Raw genomic sequence first — 17,846 nt, forward strand, 5'->3', positions numbered from 1 at the left:
GCCGCACCAGGCTGTCGTGGCCCACCCGCACCCAGGGTGTGCGACGCCGTCGCGGTCACCAGCGCAGCAGGGCCGCCACGCCGTCGTGGGCGGTCAGCGCGACCGCCGCGTCCCTGTGCACGATCATCACCTCGGCGCGGGTCTCCAGCGCCCGCTCGATCATCCGCTCGCCCAGATCGGGCTCCTCCACGGTCTCCATACCGAGCGGTGCCTGGCCCGCCGCGTACAGGAAGCCGTCGCGGCCCCGGCCGCCCCGCCAGCGGCCGCTCTCGTCGAGGAGCAGGCAGTCCACCCGCCCCTCGTTCAGCAGCCCGAGCGTCCGGGCGAGACCGAGCGAGCCGCGCCCGCCCGCGAGCGCCAGGTCGGTGGCCCGCTGGACCGTCTCGGCGTCCCGGCGCACCCGCACCGCGGCCAGTTCGCCGGCGATGCGGCCGACCACCTCGCCGGCCGGCAGCCCGGCCTCGACGGTGGCGTGGATCTGGACGGGGTCGAGGGGACACAGCGCCTCCGCCAGGACTCCGGTCAGCTTCGGGTCGCCGACGAGCAGCACGTCGCTCCAGCGCAGCGCGCCGATCCGGTTGCTGATCTCGGGGGCGGCCGAGTGGAGGCAGCGGATCAGGCACTCCGCCAGCCGCCGCGGCTCCCGCGGGCCGCCGCCCTCGCCGTCGCAGTCGAGGTCGAACGCGGACAGGTGGACGTCCTCGGCCAGGCCGTAGCGGTAGTCGATGAGCCGTACGCCCTCCCGTCGCACCACCGCGACGCCGGCGGGGGCGCTGGTGGCCATCGCGGCGATCATCGGGCGTACGTACGGGGTCGGCTCCAGCACCGCGCTCGTGCCGACCGGCACCTGCAGGGCGGCCCGGCGGACCTCGCTCGTGCACACCGGCGCGAACAGCGCCCGCCCGAGCCCCGGCGCGGCCGGATCGGCCAGCTCGGCGACCTCCGGCTCCAGCGCGTCGAGGTGTTCCAGCACGGTGGCCCGCCGGATCCGGTCCGGCCATCCGGCCACCCGCTCCCGTACGGCCCGCAACTCCGCGCGCAGTGCCGGAGCGCCACCTCCCGGCTCGGCGGTCACGTAGAGCGAGACGACGCCCATCTCGTCCTTCATCGCCACGAGCTCACGCAGGAACGAAAGATCGTGCACCACGTCGGTTCTCCTCTGCCCGGCACCACTACGACTCTAGAGACCCGAAATCTGCACAAATCGCTCTATTGGCGGATGTTGCCTGCGGTTTTACCGCATCTCCGAAGAAGGCCTCGGCTTTCAGGCCGGGGATGAATCGGTCCCCCGACAGGGGATGGCCCAGACAGCCCGGAGCGCGTAGTGCGGACCCTCGTCTCAGGTCGGGCGGCGTTGCTGTCCGATGTACTGGCGGATGATCGACAAGGGTGCGCCGCCGCAGGACGCCGCGAAGCAGGACGGCGACCAGACGCGGCCATGCGTGATGGCAGTGACCGTCACACACCTCGATCACGGCTTCTTCGCAAGCGGTCTTCCGGTGCACCGGGTGCGGCCTGGTCGCGGACGTGAACGCCGAGGACCGGGAGGAAGCCGAGTCAGGAGAGCGCGTCGAACCCGGCCCGCAGGCTCGCCACCCGGTCGGCCAGGTCGGACAGCGGCGACGCCAGCGCCTGGTCCTGCGACTTGCGGGCCACCTCGCGCACCCGTTCGAGGTCCTCCTCCACCGCGGTCAGCCGCCGCGACAGCTCCGGCAGCACCGCCGACTGGTCGCCGGCACCCGGCGGCAGCTCGGTCGACACCCGCTCGCGCAGCATCGCGGCCTGCTCGGCCAGCCGCTTGTTCATGTTGTAGAGCTCGGCGAACACCGACACCTTCGCCCGCAGCACCCACGGGTCGAACGGCTTGGTGAGGTAGTCGACGGCACCCGCCGCGTAACTGCGGAAGGCGTAGTCGGGGGCGCTGTCGACCACCGTCAGGAAGATGATCGGGATGTTGCGGGTGCGCTCACGCCGCTTGATGTGGGCGGCCGTCTCGAACCCGTCCATGCCGGGCATCCGGACGTCCAGCAGGATGAGCGCGAACTCCGTGTTGAGCAGCGCCTTGAGCGCCTCCTCGCCCGACCGGGCCCGCACCGGCACCAGGTCGAGCGAGCTGAGGATGGCCTCCAGGGCTATCAGGTTCTCCTCGCGGTCATCGACCAGGAGGATCTTGGCACGGTCCGTCACGATCACGATCCTTCGGCTGGGTCCGTGGTGGACACCCGCCCACGGCTGAGCCAACCACGCAGTCGTTCGAGCAGCCGGTCCACGTCGACCGGCTTGGGCACGTAGTCGGACGCACCCGAGGCGATGCTCTTCTCACGATCACCCCGCATGACCTTAGCGGTCAACGCGATGATCGGCAGATCGGCGAACTGCGGCATGCGGCGGATGGCCGACGTCGTGGCCCAGCCGTCCATCTCCGGCATCATGATGTCCATCAGCACCAGCGCCACGTCCTCGTTGCGCTCGAGCTGCTCGATCCCCTCGCGCCCGTTCTCGGCGTAGACGACCGTCGCGCCGTGCCGTTCGAGCACGCTGGTCAGCGCGAACACGTTGCGGATGTCGTCGTCGACGATGAGGATCTTGGCGTCGTTGAGCGGGTCGTCGCCCTGCCACTGCGCGACCTCGACCGGCGACTCGGTCAGCTCCGGCATCGGCAGGTCGAGCGGCATCGGCGGCTCCGGCGCCGTCGGCTCCTCCACCTGCGCGGTCATGAGCTGCCTGCGGGTGGTGCCTTCCTCGGGGGCCGCCAGCGGGCCGGCGTAGGAGGCCGGCAGGTAGAGGGTGAAGGTGCTGCCGTCGCCCAGCTCGCTCTCCACGTGGATCTCACCGCCCAGCAGCCTGGCGATGTCGCGGCAGATGGCCAGGCCCAGACCCGTGCCGCCGTACTTGCGGCTGGTGGTGCCATCGGCCTGCCGGAACGCCTCGAAGATCAGCTCGCGCTTGTCGGGCGCGATGCCGATGCCGGTGTCGATGACCTGGAACGCCAGCAGGTCGGGCGCGTCGCGCAGCGAGTCGTCGTCGTAGACCACCCCCGCCGGCGCCTTGGCCACCCGCAGCCTGACCTCGCCCTTCGGGGTGAACTTCACCGCGTTGGACAGCAGGTTGCGCAGCACCTGCTGCAGGCGCTGCTCGTCGGCGCGCAGCTCCTTCGGCACGTCGTCGGCGACCTCGACGGTGAACGCCAGCCCCTTGTCGGCGGCCAGCGGCGCGAAGGCGGCCTCCAGCAGGTCGACCATCTTCGGCAGCGACACCTGGATCGGGTGGATGTCCATCCGGCCGGCCTCGACCTTGGACAGGTCGAGCATGTCGTTGATGAGCTGGAGCAGCGCCGAGCCCGCGCCGTGGATGGTCCGGGCGAACTCCACCTGCTGCGAGGTGAGGTTGCCCTCGGCGTTCTCGGTCAGCAGCTTGGCCAGCACGAGCAGGCTGTTGAGCGGCGTACGCAGCTCGTGCGACATGTTGGCCAGGAACTCCGACTTGTAGCGCGACGACACCGCGAGCTGCTCGGCGCGCTCCTCCAGCGTGCGGCGTGCCTGCTCGATCTGGAAGTTCTGGATCTCGATCGCGCGGTTCTGCTTGGCCAGCAGCGCCGCCTTGTCCTCCAGCTCGGCGTTGGACCTGCGGAGTTCCTCCTGCTGGCGCTGCAGCTCGTCGGAGCGCTCCTGCAGCTCGCGGGTGAGGCGCTGCGACTCGGTCAGCAGGTCCTCGGTGCGGGAGTTGGCGATGATGCTGTTCATCGTGACGCCGATGGTCTCGACGAGCTGCGTCAGGAAGTCGAGGTGCACCTCGCCGAACTTGGTGAACGAGGCCAGCTCCAGCACGCCCAGCACCCGGTTCTCGAACAGGATCGGCAGCACCACGATCTGCGCCGGCGTCGAGGAGCTGAGCCCGCTGTCGATGGTGATGTAGCCGGGCGGCACGTCGTCGAGCAGGATGTGCCGGCCCTCGGCCGCCGCCTGGCCGACGATGCCCTCGCCGACCGCGAAGCGCTGGCGCGGGCCCCGGTCGGGCCGCACGCCGTAGCCGCCGATCAGCAGCAGCTCGTGGTCGCCTTCGGGATCGACGCTGTAGAAGGCGCCGTAGCGGGCCGACACCAGCGGCGTCAGCTCGCTCATCGTCAGCTTGGCCACCTCGAACAGGTCGCGGTGCCCCTGCATGAGGCGCGAGATGCGCGCCAGGTTGGACTTGAGCCAGTCCTGCTCCTGGTTGGCCTGCGTCGTCTCGCGCAGGTTGGCCACCATGGAGTTGATGTTGTCCTTGAGCTCGGCGAGCTCGCCCTGCGCCTCGACGGCGATCGAGCGGGTCAGGTCGCCCCGGGCCACGGCGCTGGTCACGGTGGCGATGGCGCGCACCTGGGTGGTGAGGTTGCCGGCCAGCTCGTTCACGCTCTCGGTGAGCCGCTTCCAGGTGCCCTCGACGCCCTCGACGCGGGCCTGGCCGCCGAGCTGGCCCTCCGAGCCCACCTCGCGGGCCACGCGGGTCACCTCGGAGGCGAACGAGGAAAGCTGGTCGACCATCCGGTTGATGGTCGTCTTCAGCGCGAGGATCTCGCCCTGCGCGTCGACGTCGATCTTGCGGGTCAGGTCGCCGTTGGCGACCGCGGTCGTTACCTCGGCGATGTTGCGCACCTGGTACGTCAGATTGTTGGCCATGAAGTTGACGTTGTCGGTGAGGTCCTTCCAGACGCCCGACACGCCCTGCACCCGCGCCTGGCCGCCGAGCTGGCCCTGCGTGCCGACCTCGCGGGCGACGCGGGTCACCTCGTCGGCGAACGACGAGAGCTGGTCGACCATCGTGTTGAGGGTGTCCTTGAGCTGCAGGATCTCGCCCTGGGCATCGACGGTGATCTTCTTCGACAGGTTGCCCTGCGCCACGGCCGACGACACGGCGGCGATCTGCCGCACCTGCGAGGTGAGGTTGTTGGCCATGGAGTTGACGTTGTCGGTGAGGTCCTTCCAGACGCCCGACACGCCCCGCACCTGTGCCTGGCCGCCGAGCTGGCCCTCGGTGCCGACCTCGCGGGCGACGCGGGTCACCTCGGAGGCGAACGAGGAGAGCTGGTCGACCATCGTGTTCATCGTCGACTTGAGCTCCAGGATCTCGCCCTGCGCGTCGACGTCGATCTTGCGGGTCAGGTCGCCGTTGGCCACGGCCGTGGTCACCTGGGCGATGTTGCGCACCTGGTAGGTGAGGTTGTTGGCCATGGAGTTGACGTTGTCGGTGAGGTCCTTCCAGACGCCGGACACGCCCTTCACCTCGGCCCGGCCGCCCAGCTTGCCCTCGGTGCCGACCTCGCGGGCGACGCGGGTCACCTCGTCGGCGAACGACGAGAGCTGGTCGACCATCGTGTTGAGGGTGTCCTTGAGCTGCAGGATCTCGCCCTCGGCGTCGACGGTGATCTTCTTCGACAGGTTGCCCTGCGCCACCGCCGTCGCCACGGTCGCGATGCTGCGCACCTGGCTGGTGAGGTTGTTGGCCATGAAGTTGACGTTGTCGGTGAGGTCCTTCCAGACCCCGGACACACCCGTCACCTGCGCCTGGCCGCCGAGCTGGCCCTCGGTGCCCACCTCACGGGCCACGCGGGTGACCTCCTCGGCGAACGCGGAGAGCTGGTCGACCATCGTGTTGACGGTGTTCTTCAGCTCGAACATCTCGCCCACGGCGTCGACCGTCACCTTGCGGCTCAGGTCGCCCTTGGCCACGGCGGTGGTCACCACGGCGATGTCGCGCACCTGCGCGGCCACCCGCGACGACATCGTGTTGACCGCCTCGGTGAGGTCGCGCCAGCTCCCCGACATGCCGCGCAGGTTGGCGCTGCCGCCCAGCCTGCCCTCGGTGCCCGCCTCGCGGGCCACCCTGGTCACCTCGGAGTTGAACAGCGCGAGCTGCTCCACCATGCCGTTGATGGCCTTGCCCAGGCGGCGCACCTCGCCCCGCGCCGACCGGTCGAGGTCGATGCGCCGCGACAGGTCGCCCTTGGCCACCGCGTCGATCACGTCGGCCGCGCCGCTCACCGGGCTCACCAGGGATTCGATCAGCATGTTGACCGACTCGACGCTCTCCGCCCAGGCGCCGACACCGGGCCCAGGGGTGAGCCGCTCGCCGAAGCGCCCCTCCTTGACGACCTCCTTGCGCACCCGAGTCAGCTCGTTGGCCAGGTGCTCACGGCGGTCGGCCACCTCGTTGAGCAGCAGCCGCACCTCGCTCAGGGCGCCGGGCGGGGCATGCGGCACCCGCCGCCGGAAGTCACCGTCACGCCAGGAGAAGAGAGTCTCCAGGATCGGGGCCAGGTCAGCCTCGCTGTAGACCTTCTCATCAGATCCAGGGGCGGTCTTGACCGTAGGCATAGGGCCTCCTTCACTCCTGGCGCGCCGCGGTGAGTGCTTCAAGTCTGTCACGTTCGGTAGCTCGCAGTCCTGCCCTCGGATTTACCCCAAGTCAACGCGAAGTGTGGTAGGCACGGGAGGATGACTGCTTCTCCCCGTGCCGTGCTCGCGGCCACGTTCGCGCCCGGAGAGTCCGCCGTGCCGGCCGCGATGAGGTTCACCCGCGAGGTGATGACCGCGTGGGCCGTGGGCGGCGTGTCGCACGTGGCCGAGCAGATGGCCGGCGACCTGACCGAGCAGGTGGTCGACGAGCCGTTCGAGGTCGTCTGGAAACATTTCGGCGATGCCGTGCAGGTCGAGCTGAGGCAGCGGAACATACCGCAGGGCGATCCGAAGGCTCCCTCTGTCGCGGTCGAGGAGTGGGGCATCACCTTCGCGGGTGACTCCCGGGTCCATTGGGCACGACTCACGCTACCCGGCTCGCCCGACAATGTCGCATCGGAGTGGCTCGCCGACACCTCCCGCGGCCCCCATTGGCTGGGCTTCCTCGCCGACGCGAGCGACCTGCTGGCCGGCACCCTCAACCCCGACATGGTGCCCGCCATCATCGCCCAGATCGTGGTGCCGCGGCTGTGCGGCTGGTGCGCCGTCTACACCTCCGACGGCGGCTCCGGGCCGCTGCGCCTGGCCTACCTGTGGCACGCCGACGAGGCGCGCATCGACGGGCTGCGTCAGGAGCTCGCCGAGATGGACGTGAACGCCGCCGGGGAACAGGGCACCTCCGCCCTCACCGCCGGTGACCACCAGGTGCTCGCCGTGCCGCTGACCGCCCGCGGCCGCGCGCTCGGCATGATGTGCCTCGGCCGGTCCGACCGCTTCCCCGACGAGGTCATCCAGTTCGCCGACGACATCGGCAGGCGCGCCGCGCTGGCCATGGACAACGCCCGCCTCTACGCGCAGCAGGCCGCCGCCAACCGCGCGCTGCAGCGCAGCCTCCTGCCGCCGAACGAGCCCGAGGTGCCCGGACTCGACTACGGCGTCGTCTACGAGCCCGCCGGTGAGGCCAACGAGGTCGGCGGCGACTTCTACGACCTGTTCAAGGCCGGCGACGACTCCTGGCGCTTCGCGATCGGTGACGTGTGCGGCACCGGCCCGGAGGCCGCGGCGGTGACGGGCCTCGCCCGCCACACGCTGCGCCTGCTCGCCCGCGAGGGCTACGGCGTGGCCGCCGTCCTGGGGCGGCTCAACCAGGCGATCCTGGAGGAGGGCGAACGGGCCCGGTTCCTCACGCTGCTCCACGGCGACATCACGCCGGTGGAGACGGGCCTGGAGATCCGCATGGTGTCCGCCGGTCACCCCGAGGCGCTGCGGCTGAAGGCGGGCGGCGAGGTCGAGCCGGTGACCACCCCGCAGTCGCTGCTCGGCGTCTTCCCCGAGGTGGTGTTCGAGGCCGACACGGTGCATCTCGACCACGGCGACGTGCTGCTGATGGTCACCGACGGGGTGACCGAACGCCGCAACGGCGAGCGCCTGCTCGACGACGAGGGCGGTTTGGCCAGGCTGCTGGGCGAGTGCGCGGGCCTGTCGGCCCGGGCGGTGGCCGAACGCATCCGCCGCGGCGTCGCCGACTTCGCCGTCGAGCCCAGCGCCGACGACATGGCCATCATGGTCCTCCGCGCCCGCTGACGTCCGCCCGCGGCCCGGTCAGCCGACGTGCTTGCGGGCGAAGTCCAGTTGCATGCTCATCTGCGCGATCCGCTCGGCCACCACCAGCGACCCGCGTACGGCGTCGTAGGTGTAGATCTCGTGGTCCCGCCCGTGCTCGGCGAGCTTGGCCACGTACTTCTCGATCTGGCGCAGCGGGCAGCGGTTGTCGTTCTCGCCCGCCAGGATCAGCACCGGGCTCTCCACCCGGTCGACGTAGGTGATGGGGGAGCTGGCGGCGTAGCGCTCGGGCTGCTCGTCGGGTGAGCCGCCGAGCAGCGCCCGATGGTAGGCGCGCAGGCTCTCGGCCTCGTCCTCGTACGAGGTCTGGTGGCAGGCGATGGGTACGGCGGCGATGCCGGCCGCCCACAGCTCCGGCTGGGTGCCGAGCCCGAGGAGCGTGAGGTAGCCGCCCCAGGCGGTGCCCGACAGCAGGATCCTGGCCGGGTCGGCGATGCCGTGCTCGACCACCGCGCGGCGCACGGCGGCGACGTCCGATAACTCGATGTGTCCGACCTCGCCGTGCAGCGCGTCGCGCCAGCCCGAGCCGTAGCCGGTCGAGCCCCGGTAGTTGACCCGCACCACCGCGAACCCGGAGTCCACCCAGGCCGCCACCTCCGGGGAGAAGGCGTCACGGTCGTGCGCCGTCGGGCCGCCGTGCAGCATGAAGACGGTGGGGAAGGGGGCGCTGCCGTGCTCGGGCCGGGAGACCAGCGCGTGGATGCGCCCGCCGGGGCCGGGCACGTCGAGGTCCTCGACGGGCACGCTCGGCGGGGCCGGCGGACCGCTCGCGTTCAGCACCACCTGGCCGTTGCTCGACCGGATGACGGGCGGCCGGGAGGCGCTCGACCAGGAGTACTCGACATGGCCGCCGGGTCGCGGCGCGGCGTCGTCTATCACCCCGTGCGGGGTGTCGATGAGCGTGAGCCCGCCGCCCGCGAGGTCGTAGCGGTGCAGGTGGCTGCGGGCGCGGGTGTCGCGCAGGATCAGCAGGCCGCGGCCGTCGTCGTACCACTCGGCCGCCAGGTCGCCGGAGTCGCGCAGCCAGATCTCGCGCTGCTCGCCGGTCACCGGGTCCCACACCAGCGGCTCCTGGCGCTGGCGGCGTTCGTGCAGGGCGAGCAGCCGCCGGTCGCCGGGGACCGGGGCGAACCTGAGGCCGAGCACGCCCTTGCCGTCGCCGTCGTAGAGCTCGCCGACGGTCTGGCCGGACGGGCGCACCACGCGCAGGGCGGGATGCCGGAAGTCGCCGTACTCGCCGTGGTTGATGGCGATGAGCTGGCCGTCGAGCGACATGTCGGCCACCCAGGCGGCCTCGGCGTGCTCGTGGAGGAGCTGGGACGGTTCGCCGGGGCGGACGAGGTGGGTCCTGAAGGCGCCGTCGCCGGCGAGGCTGATCGCGGCCAGGCCGGTGGTGGACAGGGCGATCCCGCCCGGCTGGCCGGGCGGCACGTCGGGCGCGACCGGCTCGTCGGGACCGCCGGTGAACGGCTGGCGCCACCACACGCCGAACTCGTCGCCCTCGGTGTCGGCGAACCAGTAGATCCACTGGCCGGTGGGGTCGACGGCGGCGTGCGCGGTGCCCCTGGGCCGGTCGGTGACCTGTCTCGTCTGGCCGGTGGCACGGTCCCAGGCGTAGACCTCCCAGGTGCCCGTGGCGTTGGAGCGGTAGATCGAGCGGTGCGGAGCCCGTCGCGCCCAGACCGGCAGCGTTGTGCGCGACGCTCGGAACCTGGCCTGCCAGCGTTCCTCGGCCTTCATCCGGCGCGCCCCTTCCCTCGCCTCCCCGCCTCCCGCCGCGGGTTGCCGTCCAGTATTGCGTCTGAGTCACGGAAATACTCGGCGAATGTGGGGGAATTTCGTACTAAACGCCTCATCAGTAACACCAGCCCCACTCGTCCGTCAAGCAACGGCCCCTGATCATGGTGTCGTCTCGAAGATAGACAGGTGAAAAGCAGCCCGTGTTGCTACTTTTTCCCGATTTTCCGCCCTCTGCCCTATAAATGCGGAGATTCGTGCCTGCAGTTCGGCTGCCTCAGTGTGCCACGCACTGGGTCCCATCCTGACCACCTCGGCGATGTCCTGACGCGACAGTTGCATGTCGAATTCGATGGTCCGGCGTTCCGTTTCGGCGAACCCCTCCATGCTCCGCGTCACCCGCTGCTCCTTGGCCTCGTCCACCGAGAGCAGCCCCAGCTCACGCACCAGCGGGCTCAGGTGCGCCGGCGCCGGCGTGACGACCACCACAGCGCCCCCCGGCCGCAGCACCCGCCGGAACTCGGGCCCGTTGCGCGGTGCGAAGACGTCCATTACCACGTCGGCCACCCCGCTGCGCAGCGGCAGCGGCCGCCACACGTCGGCCACGAACGCCCCGGCCCGCGGATGCGCCCGAGCCGCCCGCCGCACGGCGTGCTTCGACACGTCGAACGCCACCCCGACCCCGTGGTCCACCACGTCGAGGACCGCCGCCAGGTAGTGTCCGGTGCCCGCGCCGGCGTCCACGACCACCGGCCGTGACGCGCCGCCGACGGCCTGCCCCTCCGGCGCCGCGTCATGACGCGAACGGGGACCACCGTACGCCTTCGCCGCCCCGCCGTCCGGCGGCTCGGAGAACCTTTCCCCACGAATCCTGTTCGCCCTGTGAACGCATGCCGCCACACTCTCGGCCAAGGCCTGACTAAGTGGGGCGAAATGCCCGGAAGCCAGGAAACCAGCACGGGCCGCCACCATTTCCGCGCTGTCAGCCGTCCCCGGAGCGCGCGACCCGACGAGCAGGCTCACATATCCCTGCCGGGCGACGTCGAAAACGTGCCCGTGGGCGCACCGCAGCGCCCCCTGCTCCAGCGCCACCCGTTCGCGGCAGACGGGACACACGAGATATTCGACGATGTCGGCAAGCATGCCCCCATTCTGGCCTCGCCCCCGGGCAGGTCCGTGGCGGGAGGAGCCCTAGCACACCGGCCGTGCCATGCGACGCCTAGCCCTCCTGGGCTATTCCCGGGCGGTTCTGCGTGCCGAACGCGCGGAGTGACCTGCGGGGCCGTAACAATGTTCTCCTCAGGTCGCCGTCAAATCACCCGCGCCCGGTGTGGAGAACGGCATGGAACGCCCATCGACGCCGCGACATCGTGTCAAGCGTGATGCAGGGCTCCTGCAATGCGATGAGGCTTCCATGGAAGCACGTACACAAGGGGGACTCCCATGAACACCAGCACCTGCTGCCCGCGCTGCCACCACGAGCTCGACGAGGGCCCGATCATGTACCGGTGCTCCCACTGCCGGCGCGCCGTCTACGCCGCCGACCTGGAGAACGAGTACGTGCCGCGCACACCCGTCGCCGCCTGACCCGGGCCGACCACTCCGCCCGACCACCCCGGGCCGACTAGTCTGGGCGAATGCCGCACCCGCCACGCATCGTCGCCGGCGCCGAGGTGACACCCCTCTGCGACGCCGTGGGCGCCATGGGCCCGGCGATCCGCCGTCCGATGGCCGAGACGTTCCCCGGAGCCGCGCTCGACGAGGAGCCGTGGATCCTGCACTTCCACTGCTACCTGATCCGCGACCGCGCGGGCCGCGTCACGCTCGTGGACACCGGCATCGGCGCCGCCGACTCGCCGGCGTCCAGTTGGGCGCCGGTCCCCGGCTCGCTGGACGCCGAGCTGGCCGCCGCAGGCGTCACGCCGGCCGACGTGGACGTCGTCATCCTCACCCACCTGCACAGCGACCACGCCAGCGGCGCGGTGACCGACGCCGGGCTGCGGTTCGTCAACGCCCGCCACGTCGTCCAGCAGGCCGACCTCGACGTCGTGGGCGGTGAGATGCTCGACCGGGTCGTCACCCCGATCAAGGACCGGCTCCACGTGGTCGAGGGCGACGAGGAGGTCGTGCCGGGCGTGCGCGTGCACCTCACGGCCGGCCACACCCCCGGCCACCAGATCGTCCGGGTCGGCGAGCTGGCCATCACCGGTGACCTGGTGCTCCACCCGGTGCAACTGGCGGACCCGAGCATTCACTACGTCTACGACGACGATCCCGAACGGGCCGCCGCCACCCGGGCCGAGGTGCTCGCCGGGCTGCGGGCCGAGCGCGCCATCCTCGCCACCGCACACTTCACCGACCCGTTCCTGCCACTCTGACCCGTCAGGATCCGCCCGGCACCCGTTGCCGACCGCTCACTCCCGACCGCCCGGCACCCGTTCCTGACCGGCACCCGTTCCCGACCGGCCCGGGAGCCGTTCCCGGGGTCCGGGTGGGAGCGTCAGCGACCGGCGAGGGCCGGCTGGTCGGCGAGCAGCGACGAGGGCAGGGCGACGCTCGCCGACAGCCCCCCGTACGGCGAGGGCCCGAGCCGGACCCTGATGCCGTGCCGGGACGCCAGCCTGCTCACCACGAACAGCCCGAGCCGGTCGCTCCGCGCCAGATCGAATTCAGGGGTCTCCGCCAGCCGCGCGTTCAGCTCGTCCAGCTCGGCCCGGGTCAGCCCGAGCCCGCGGTCCTCCACCTCGACCGTGATCCCGCTGCGGGTGCTCGTGGTCCGCAGGTCCACCCGGGTCTGCGGGGGTGAGAACAGGGTGGCGTTCTCCACCAGCTCGGCGACCAGGTGGGCCACGTCGGTGACGGCGTTGCCCAGCACCGCGACGGGCGGCGGTTGCAGCACCTCCACCCGCTGATACTCCTCGACCTCCGCGACGGCCGCCCGCAGCACGTCGTGGACGGGCACGGGATTGCGCCAGCCCCGTCCCGGCGCCTGGTCCGACAGGATGAGCAGGCTCTCGGCGTGCCGCCGCATGCGGGTGGTGAGGTGGTCGAGCCTGAACAGGTCCTCCAGGACCTCGGGCTCCTCCGTCTTGCGTTCCATGGAGTCGAGCTGGAGGAGCTGGCGGTGCAGCAGCGACTGGTTGCGCCTGGCCAGGTTGACGAAGACCTGGCTCACCCCGTGGCGCAGCCGGGCCTGGTCCACCGCGGCCTCCACGGCCGTGGCCTGCACGTGGTTGAACGCCGCGACGATGTCGCGCACCTCCGCGGTGTCGGCCTTGACCTCCAGCGGCGCCACCTCCTCGGGCGAGGGCAGTTGCCCGCCGGCGCGCAGCCGCTTGACCAGCGCCGCCAGCCGTATCTCGGCCAGCTCAGTGGCGGCGTCGCGCAGGCCGGCCAGCTCGTCGCCCAGGCGGCGCCGGAAGCGCAGCGACAGCAGGACCGAGGCGACGACCGCGAGCAGGCCCACGCCGCCCGCCACGCCGATCTTGGTGAGGATGTTGTCGGCGGCCGGGTCAACCCGCTGCACGACGGCCTGCACGGCCTCGAACTGGTTGCGTTCGACCGCCGCCCACAGGTTCGCCGCGTCGACGGGCCAGGTGGCCGCGGAGGCCGGCAGCCCGTCGAGGACGGCCACGCCGCGCAGGGAGTTCTCCACCTCAAGGAACTCCCGGTACGCGGGCGAGCCGACCAGCCGCTCGTACGGCACCCGCAGCCCGGAGTCGAGGTGGGGCAGCGCCTGCGTGTAGAGCAGCCGCCGGGTGGCCGCCATGCCGATGAACGCCTCGCGCTCGGCCTCGGTCACCCTTCCCCGGGCCAGCACGACGGTGATGACGGCTCGTTCCCGCGACAGGAAGTCCTTGGCCTCGCCGAGCATGGTGACGGCCCGGGCCCTGCGGTAGAGGGAGGTGTCGGGCACCAGCACCATGGCGTCGCGCATGCGGAACGTCGCGTCCACGATCTGGCTGTAGCCGTCGATCACGTCGAGCGGCCGGGGGCTCGGGCCGTCGACCTTCTGGCGGATCTGGGGCAGCTCGTCGAGCTTGCCGTACAGGGCGGTGAGCTGGGCGGCCATCTGCGGCGACAGGTCGCGCTGCTGGGCCGCCAGCTGCCGGAACAGGGCCACGGTCCGGTCGGTCAGCGCGCGCTGGGTGGTGAGCCGGTCGCGGCCCTGGCCGTTCGTGAGGAACTCGACGGAGATCAGCCGCTCGCTCTGGAGCTGGACGTCCATCTGCTCGGCCGGGTTGGAAAGGTTGCGGACCAGCTCGTTGATCTGGAGGAGCCGCAGACCGTCGCCCCCGGCCAGGCTCGCCGCGAACACCCACAGCCCGACGAGGGAAGTGAGCGGCACGAGCAGCAGGACCAGCAGCTTCAGCGCGATGGGACGGCCACGCGTGGGGGGCATGCGACCTCCGGAGGCATGATGAGATCGCCTCGCAGAGTACACCCCATTCGTCCGGAACTTCATGATCCGGCGCGAGGGCCGGTACAACGGCCCTCGCGCCGGATCGATGCGCTTCGGCCGGGCGTCCGCCGCACGGGGGCGCCGCTACGGCCTGGTGTCCTCGGAGCCGCGGGCGACGAGCCGGTCGCCGGTGGCCTGCCGGGGGACGGGGTGCTCGGCGGTGGTGCGCTGGGCGGCGGCGTGCCGCCCCTCGGCGGCGCGCTCCCGCTCGGCCGCGCGCTCGTGTTCGGCGGCCTGGCGGCGTTCCTCGGCCTGCTGCCGCTCGGCGGCCTGCTCGCGTTCGAGGCGGCGCTCCAGCTCGCGCTTCTCGTCCTCCAGCCGGGCCACCCGGTGGGAGGCCTCGGCCTTGGCGCTGCGCATCTGCCGGCGTCGCCGGGCCGCGTGGCGCGAGCCCGCGGCCATCAGGGCGAGGCCCGCGAACAGCACCGCCGCCGTGACGGCGCCGGCCGCGAACATCTCGACGTGGCTCGGCTCGAACATGTAGCCGAACAGGTTGTACCCGGTGCTGTCCTCGGTGGCGACCCAGGCGATGGCTCCACCGGCGAGCAGGACCAGGAGTAGTCCTAAGAAGATCATCCAACTCACCCCTTGTCGTCAGTGCGCCACTCCACTGCCCAGGCGGCGGGCCGGTATGCCGCTACAACGCCGATCCGGTAGGGGTTCCAGGTCATCATGATCTCCATGAGACCCGACCCGGGGCAGGTGCTCCACTTCTCCGAAGACCCGACGATCACCACGTTCACGCCGCACGTCGCCCCCACCTCGCTGGAGACGGAGCCGTACGTGTGGGCGGTCGGCGCCGACCGCTGTCCCGACTACTGGTTCCCGCGCGCCTGCCCCCGGGCGATGGCCTGGCGCGATCCCGGCACCACCGACGACGACGCCGCCCGCATCCTCGGCTCGGGCTGCGGCGACCGGGTCCACGCCGTGGAGTACGGCTGGCTGAAGGCCATCACGGAGGTGCGCCTGTACGCCTACCGGCTGCCGGTCGAGCCGTTCGCGCCCATCGGCGACCCGCCGCACGCGGTCGTGGCGACCGTGCCGGTGCGGCCGCTGGGCCCGCCCGAGCCGGTCGGCGACCTGCTCGCCCTGCACGAGGAGGCGGGCATCCAGTTGCGCGTGCTCGACCGGATCCGGCCGTTCTGGGACGAGGTGATCTCCAGCACGCTCGGCTTCAGCGGGATACGGCTGCGGAACGCTCGTCGATGAGCGCGGTCAGCCGCTCCACCGGCATCGATCCGGGCGGCAGCCTCTCGCGGGCGAACCTGCCGGCCTCCTGCTGGAGCACCTCGTTGACCGGGGTGGGAATGCCGTACTCGCGGCCGAGCAGGACGATCTCGCCGTTGAGGTAGTCGGCCTCGATGGTGCCGCTGCCCCGGGCAAGGCTCTGCCACGACGAGCCGCCGCGGGAGAGACCCTCGACGGGCAGGAGGTCGACCTTCCGGCCCCGGGCCTCGCGCTCCTCCTGCGGGCTGGAGTAGAGGATGCCCGCCTCCTCCAGGACGGCGGTGCCCTCGGCCCTGGCCCGCTCGTGGAGCGCCTCGAAGCCGGGGGCGCGCTCGCACAGCGCCTCGACCGCGTTGCCGAGGTTGCCGAGGAGCTTGCCGTACTTCCAGCGCATCACGTCGGGGGTGGTCACCGTGACGAGGCCGCTCTTGGTGAGGTCGGCGGTCATCTGCCGGGCGCGGTCGTCCACACCCTGGGGATAGCGGCCGAGATGGAACATCCCGGAGTGCGGGTGGCCGTAGGCGGCGACCGTGCCGGGCTCAAGGTGCAGAGCCGGCAGCCACACGCACATGCCGTACACCTGGGCGAACCTGCGCAGCACGGTCCGCTCGTTCTCGACGCCGTTCTGGGCGCACACGACGGGCAGGTGCCGGGGCCAGGGGTCGAGGGCCGCGATCGTGTCCTGCGACTTGGTGGCCAGGACCAGCACGTCGTCCTCGCGGGGCGCGACGGGGCCGTCGGCGGCGGGGATGGGGAGGGTCTCGGTGGAGTGCGGGGTGATGAGGCGCAGGCCGCCGGTGCGCAACGCCTCGTAGTGGGCGCCGCGGGCGATCAGCAGCACGTCGTGCCCGCCCTGGAAGAGGCGGGCACCGATGGTGCCGCCGACCGCTCCGGCTCCGATCACGATGTAGCGCATGATCCGAGGATGTCACCCCCGGCCCCGCGGCGGCGAGGGCGGGGGGCGGAGCCCTACTTGGCGAGCGCCACCTGGGTCTGCGGGGTGGGGGCGCCGCGGAAGCGCTCGCGGAAGATGGTCTTGAGCACGCGCCAGCCGTCGCGGACGGCGTGCAGGTTGCTCTCGCCGTGGATGCGGGTGCGCTCGTGGCTGGGCACCTCGGCGATGGCGAGCCCGGCCTGGGCGGCACGGACGTTCATCAGCGTCTCGATCTCGAAACCGTCGCAGTCGAGCGCCATCGCGTCGAGGTGGCGGGCCCAGAAGGCGTTGTAGCCGTAGCACAGGTCGGTGTAGCGGGTGCCGTAGAGCAGGTTGGTCAGCCCGGTCAGGGCCACGTTGCCGAGGGAGCGTAGCCGGCTGATGTCGTCGGAGCCGCCGCCCGGGGCGTACCTGGAGCCCTTGGCGAAGTCGGCGCCGTCGAGCAGGGCCTTGACGAAGGAGTAGATCTCCCGGCCGTCGGTGGAGCCGTCGGCGTCGATCATCACGATGATGTCGCCGCGGGCGGCGGCGAAACCCTCGATCAGCGCGTTGCCCTTGCCGCGCCCGGTCTGCGTGACGACCCGGAGGTCGGGGCGCAGCCTGCGGGCGACCTCGACGGTGGCGTCGGTGGAGTTGCCGTCGACGAGGACGACCTCGTCGATCCACGAGGGCAACGTGGCGAAGACGTGGGGGAGGTTGTCGGCTTCGTTCATCGCGGGAACGACGACAGTGACGCTGGCGGCGAACGGCTCCATGTTCATGCCACGAAGATGACCCACGTCACCTGCAACTGGCTTGACTTCGTCTTGCAGTGATCAAGGTCATCGATGTTCGGCCGGCGTTGTGACCGTCCTGTGACCTGGTCGCAGGGGGTTTCGGGCAGGGTCAAGTGCCCTTGACTCCGTGCGGTAAATGTGCGCTCCTAGCGCAACAGCGGCAGCCGGCCGGTGAGCCGCTCCACGGTCTCGCGCGGGCCGAGCAGGCTCACCGCGTAGTACGCCAGGTCCTCGCCGCCGGTGCGGGACAGCTCGGCCAGATAGTCGTCGTAGACGTTGGTCCGCTGGGCGATGGCCGCCATGTCGGTGACCACTAGGGCGCCGTCCGCCGCGGCCTCGTCCCTGATCCGGCGGACGATCGCGCCGGGCGCCGCCAGCACCGTGCACCCCGTCCACGGCAGCCCCGCGTGCGCCTGCCCGGAGGCGTCGGCGCCGCCGGGCCCGAGAATCGCGGGCACGGCCCGGCCCACCGAGGCGGCCAGGCAGGCGGCCGCGTTGGCCTGCAGTCCGCGCGGCAGGTCGCGGTCCATCACGATCACCCACTTGACGGGCAGCTCCCTGGTGGGCAGGTCACTGCGGCGCTCCAGCTGCGCGAGCACGGTCATCGATGGTCCTCTCTCCTGCTTCCGAATATCTGCAGGCAGAATGGCATC

14 protein-coding genes and 1 pseudogene are annotated in these 17,846 nt (G+C 71.4%); 4 read left to right on the forward strand and 11 right to left on the reverse strand.

What is annotated here, in order from left to right:
- Window positions 1–55: 55 nt before the first annotated feature.
- The 4 genes and pseudogenes from FHU36_RS14980 to FHU36_RS14995 form a co-directional block, all read right to left on the reverse strand.
- On the reverse strand, window positions 56–1,147 hold the full coding sequence (locus FHU36_RS14980; RefSeq protein ID WP_185084279.1) for a baeRF10 domain-containing protein: 1,092 nt from the start codon (window positions 1,145–1,147) through the stop codon (window positions 56–58).
- A gap of 192 nt (window positions 1,148–1,339) precedes the next feature.
- Window positions 1,340–1,438, reverse strand: a pseudogene (locus FHU36_RS14985) (IS200/IS605 family transposase); the annotation flags it as partial.
- A 119-nt stretch (window positions 1,439–1,557) separates the two neighbouring features.
- Entirely contained in the window at window positions 1,558–2,187 is a 630-nt protein-coding gene (locus tag FHU36_RS14990) for a response regulator (RefSeq protein WP_185084280.1), read from the reverse strand.
- A gap of 2 nt (window positions 2,188–2,189) precedes the next feature.
- On the reverse strand, window positions 2,190–6,353 hold the full coding sequence (locus FHU36_RS14995) for a HAMP domain-containing protein (RefSeq protein ID WP_185084281.1): 4,164 nt from the start codon (window positions 6,351–6,353) through the stop codon (window positions 2,190–2,192).
- A gap of 120 nt (window positions 6,354–6,473) precedes the next feature.
- On the opposite strand from FHU36_RS14995, the gene FHU36_RS15000 reads away from it, so the two are divergent.
- Window positions 6,474–8,018: a PP2C family protein-serine/threonine phosphatase gene (locus FHU36_RS15000; protein ID WP_246502048.1), complete on the forward strand. Its 1,545-nt coding sequence runs from the start codon at window positions 6,474–6,476 to the stop codon at window positions 8,016–8,018.
- 18 nt (window positions 8,019–8,036) lie between these two features.
- Here the strand turns inward: FHU36_RS15000 and FHU36_RS15005 are convergent, their stop codons facing one another.
- Together FHU36_RS15005 and FHU36_RS15010 are read right to left on the reverse strand one after the other, a co-directional pair.
- On the reverse strand, window positions 8,037–9,797 hold the full coding sequence (locus tag FHU36_RS15005; RefSeq protein WP_185084282.1) for a S9 family peptidase: 1,761 nt from the start codon (window positions 9,795–9,797) through the stop codon (window positions 8,037–8,039).
- A 159-nt stretch (window positions 9,798–9,956) separates the two neighbouring features.
- On the reverse strand, window positions 9,957–10,937 hold the full coding sequence (locus tag FHU36_RS15010; protein WP_185084283.1) for a putative RNA methyltransferase: 981 nt from the start codon (window positions 10,935–10,937) through the stop codon (window positions 9,957–9,959).
- Window positions 10,938–11,237: 300 nt separating this feature from the next.
- On the opposite strand from FHU36_RS15010, the gene FHU36_RS15015 reads away from it, so the two are divergent.
- Both FHU36_RS15015 and FHU36_RS15020 read left to right on the forward strand, forming a co-directional pair.
- Window positions 11,238–11,381, forward strand: coding sequence for a hypothetical protein (locus tag FHU36_RS15015; RefSeq protein ID WP_185084284.1), 144 nt, complete (start codon window positions 11,238–11,240; stop codon window positions 11,379–11,381).
- A 50-nt stretch (window positions 11,382–11,431) separates the two neighbouring features.
- Entirely contained in the window at window positions 11,432–12,172 is a 741-nt protein-coding gene (locus tag FHU36_RS15020; RefSeq protein WP_246502049.1) for an MBL fold metallo-hydrolase, read from the forward strand.
- A 122-nt stretch (window positions 12,173–12,294) separates the two neighbouring features.
- Here FHU36_RS15020 and FHU36_RS15025 read toward each other — a convergent pair whose 3' ends face one another.
- Window positions 12,295–14,196, reverse strand: a complete 1,902-nt coding sequence (locus FHU36_RS15025; protein ID WP_185084285.1) for a sensor histidine kinase — start codon at window positions 14,194–14,196, stop codon at window positions 12,295–12,297.
- Between the two features lie 144 nt (window positions 14,197–14,340).
- Window positions 14,341–14,832: a hypothetical protein gene (locus tag FHU36_RS15030; RefSeq protein ID WP_185084286.1), complete on the reverse strand. Its 492-nt coding sequence runs from the start codon at window positions 14,830–14,832 to the stop codon at window positions 14,341–14,343.
- Between the two features lie 105 nt (window positions 14,833–14,937).
- Here FHU36_RS15030 and FHU36_RS15035 point away from each other — a divergent pair, with 105 nt between their 5' ends.
- Entirely contained in the window at window positions 14,938–15,465 is a 528-nt protein-coding gene (locus tag FHU36_RS15035; protein WP_185084287.1) for a DUF6886 family protein, read from the forward strand.
- Here the strand turns inward: FHU36_RS15035 and FHU36_RS15040 are convergent.
- The 3 genes from FHU36_RS15040 to FHU36_RS15050 form a co-directional block, all read right to left on the reverse strand.
- The gene (locus FHU36_RS15040; protein ID WP_185084288.1) at window positions 15,431–16,399 is read right to left on the reverse strand and encodes a ketopantoate reductase family protein; all 969 of its coding nucleotides are present in this window, start codon (window positions 16,397–16,399) and stop codon (window positions 15,431–15,433) included. The two genes, FHU36_RS15035 and FHU36_RS15040, sit on opposite strands and share 35 nt — an antisense overlap.
- Window positions 16,400–16,452: 53 nt before the next feature.
- A complete protein-coding gene (locus FHU36_RS15045; RefSeq protein ID WP_185084290.1) occupies window positions 16,453–17,178 on the reverse strand; it encodes a glycosyltransferase family 2 protein in 726 nt (241 codons plus the stop codon).
- A 161-nt stretch (window positions 17,179–17,339) separates the two neighbouring features.
- Window positions 17,340–17,798, reverse strand: coding sequence for a DUF2000 domain-containing protein (locus FHU36_RS15050; RefSeq protein WP_185084291.1), 459 nt, complete (start codon window positions 17,796–17,798; stop codon window positions 17,340–17,342).
- Between the last annotated feature and the right edge of the window lie 48 nt (window positions 17,799–17,846).

This window comes from Nonomuraea muscovyensis (assembly GCF_014207745.1).
Classification (GTDB): Bacteria; Actinomycetota; Actinomycetes; order Streptosporangiales; family Streptosporangiaceae; genus Nonomuraea; species Nonomuraea muscovyensis.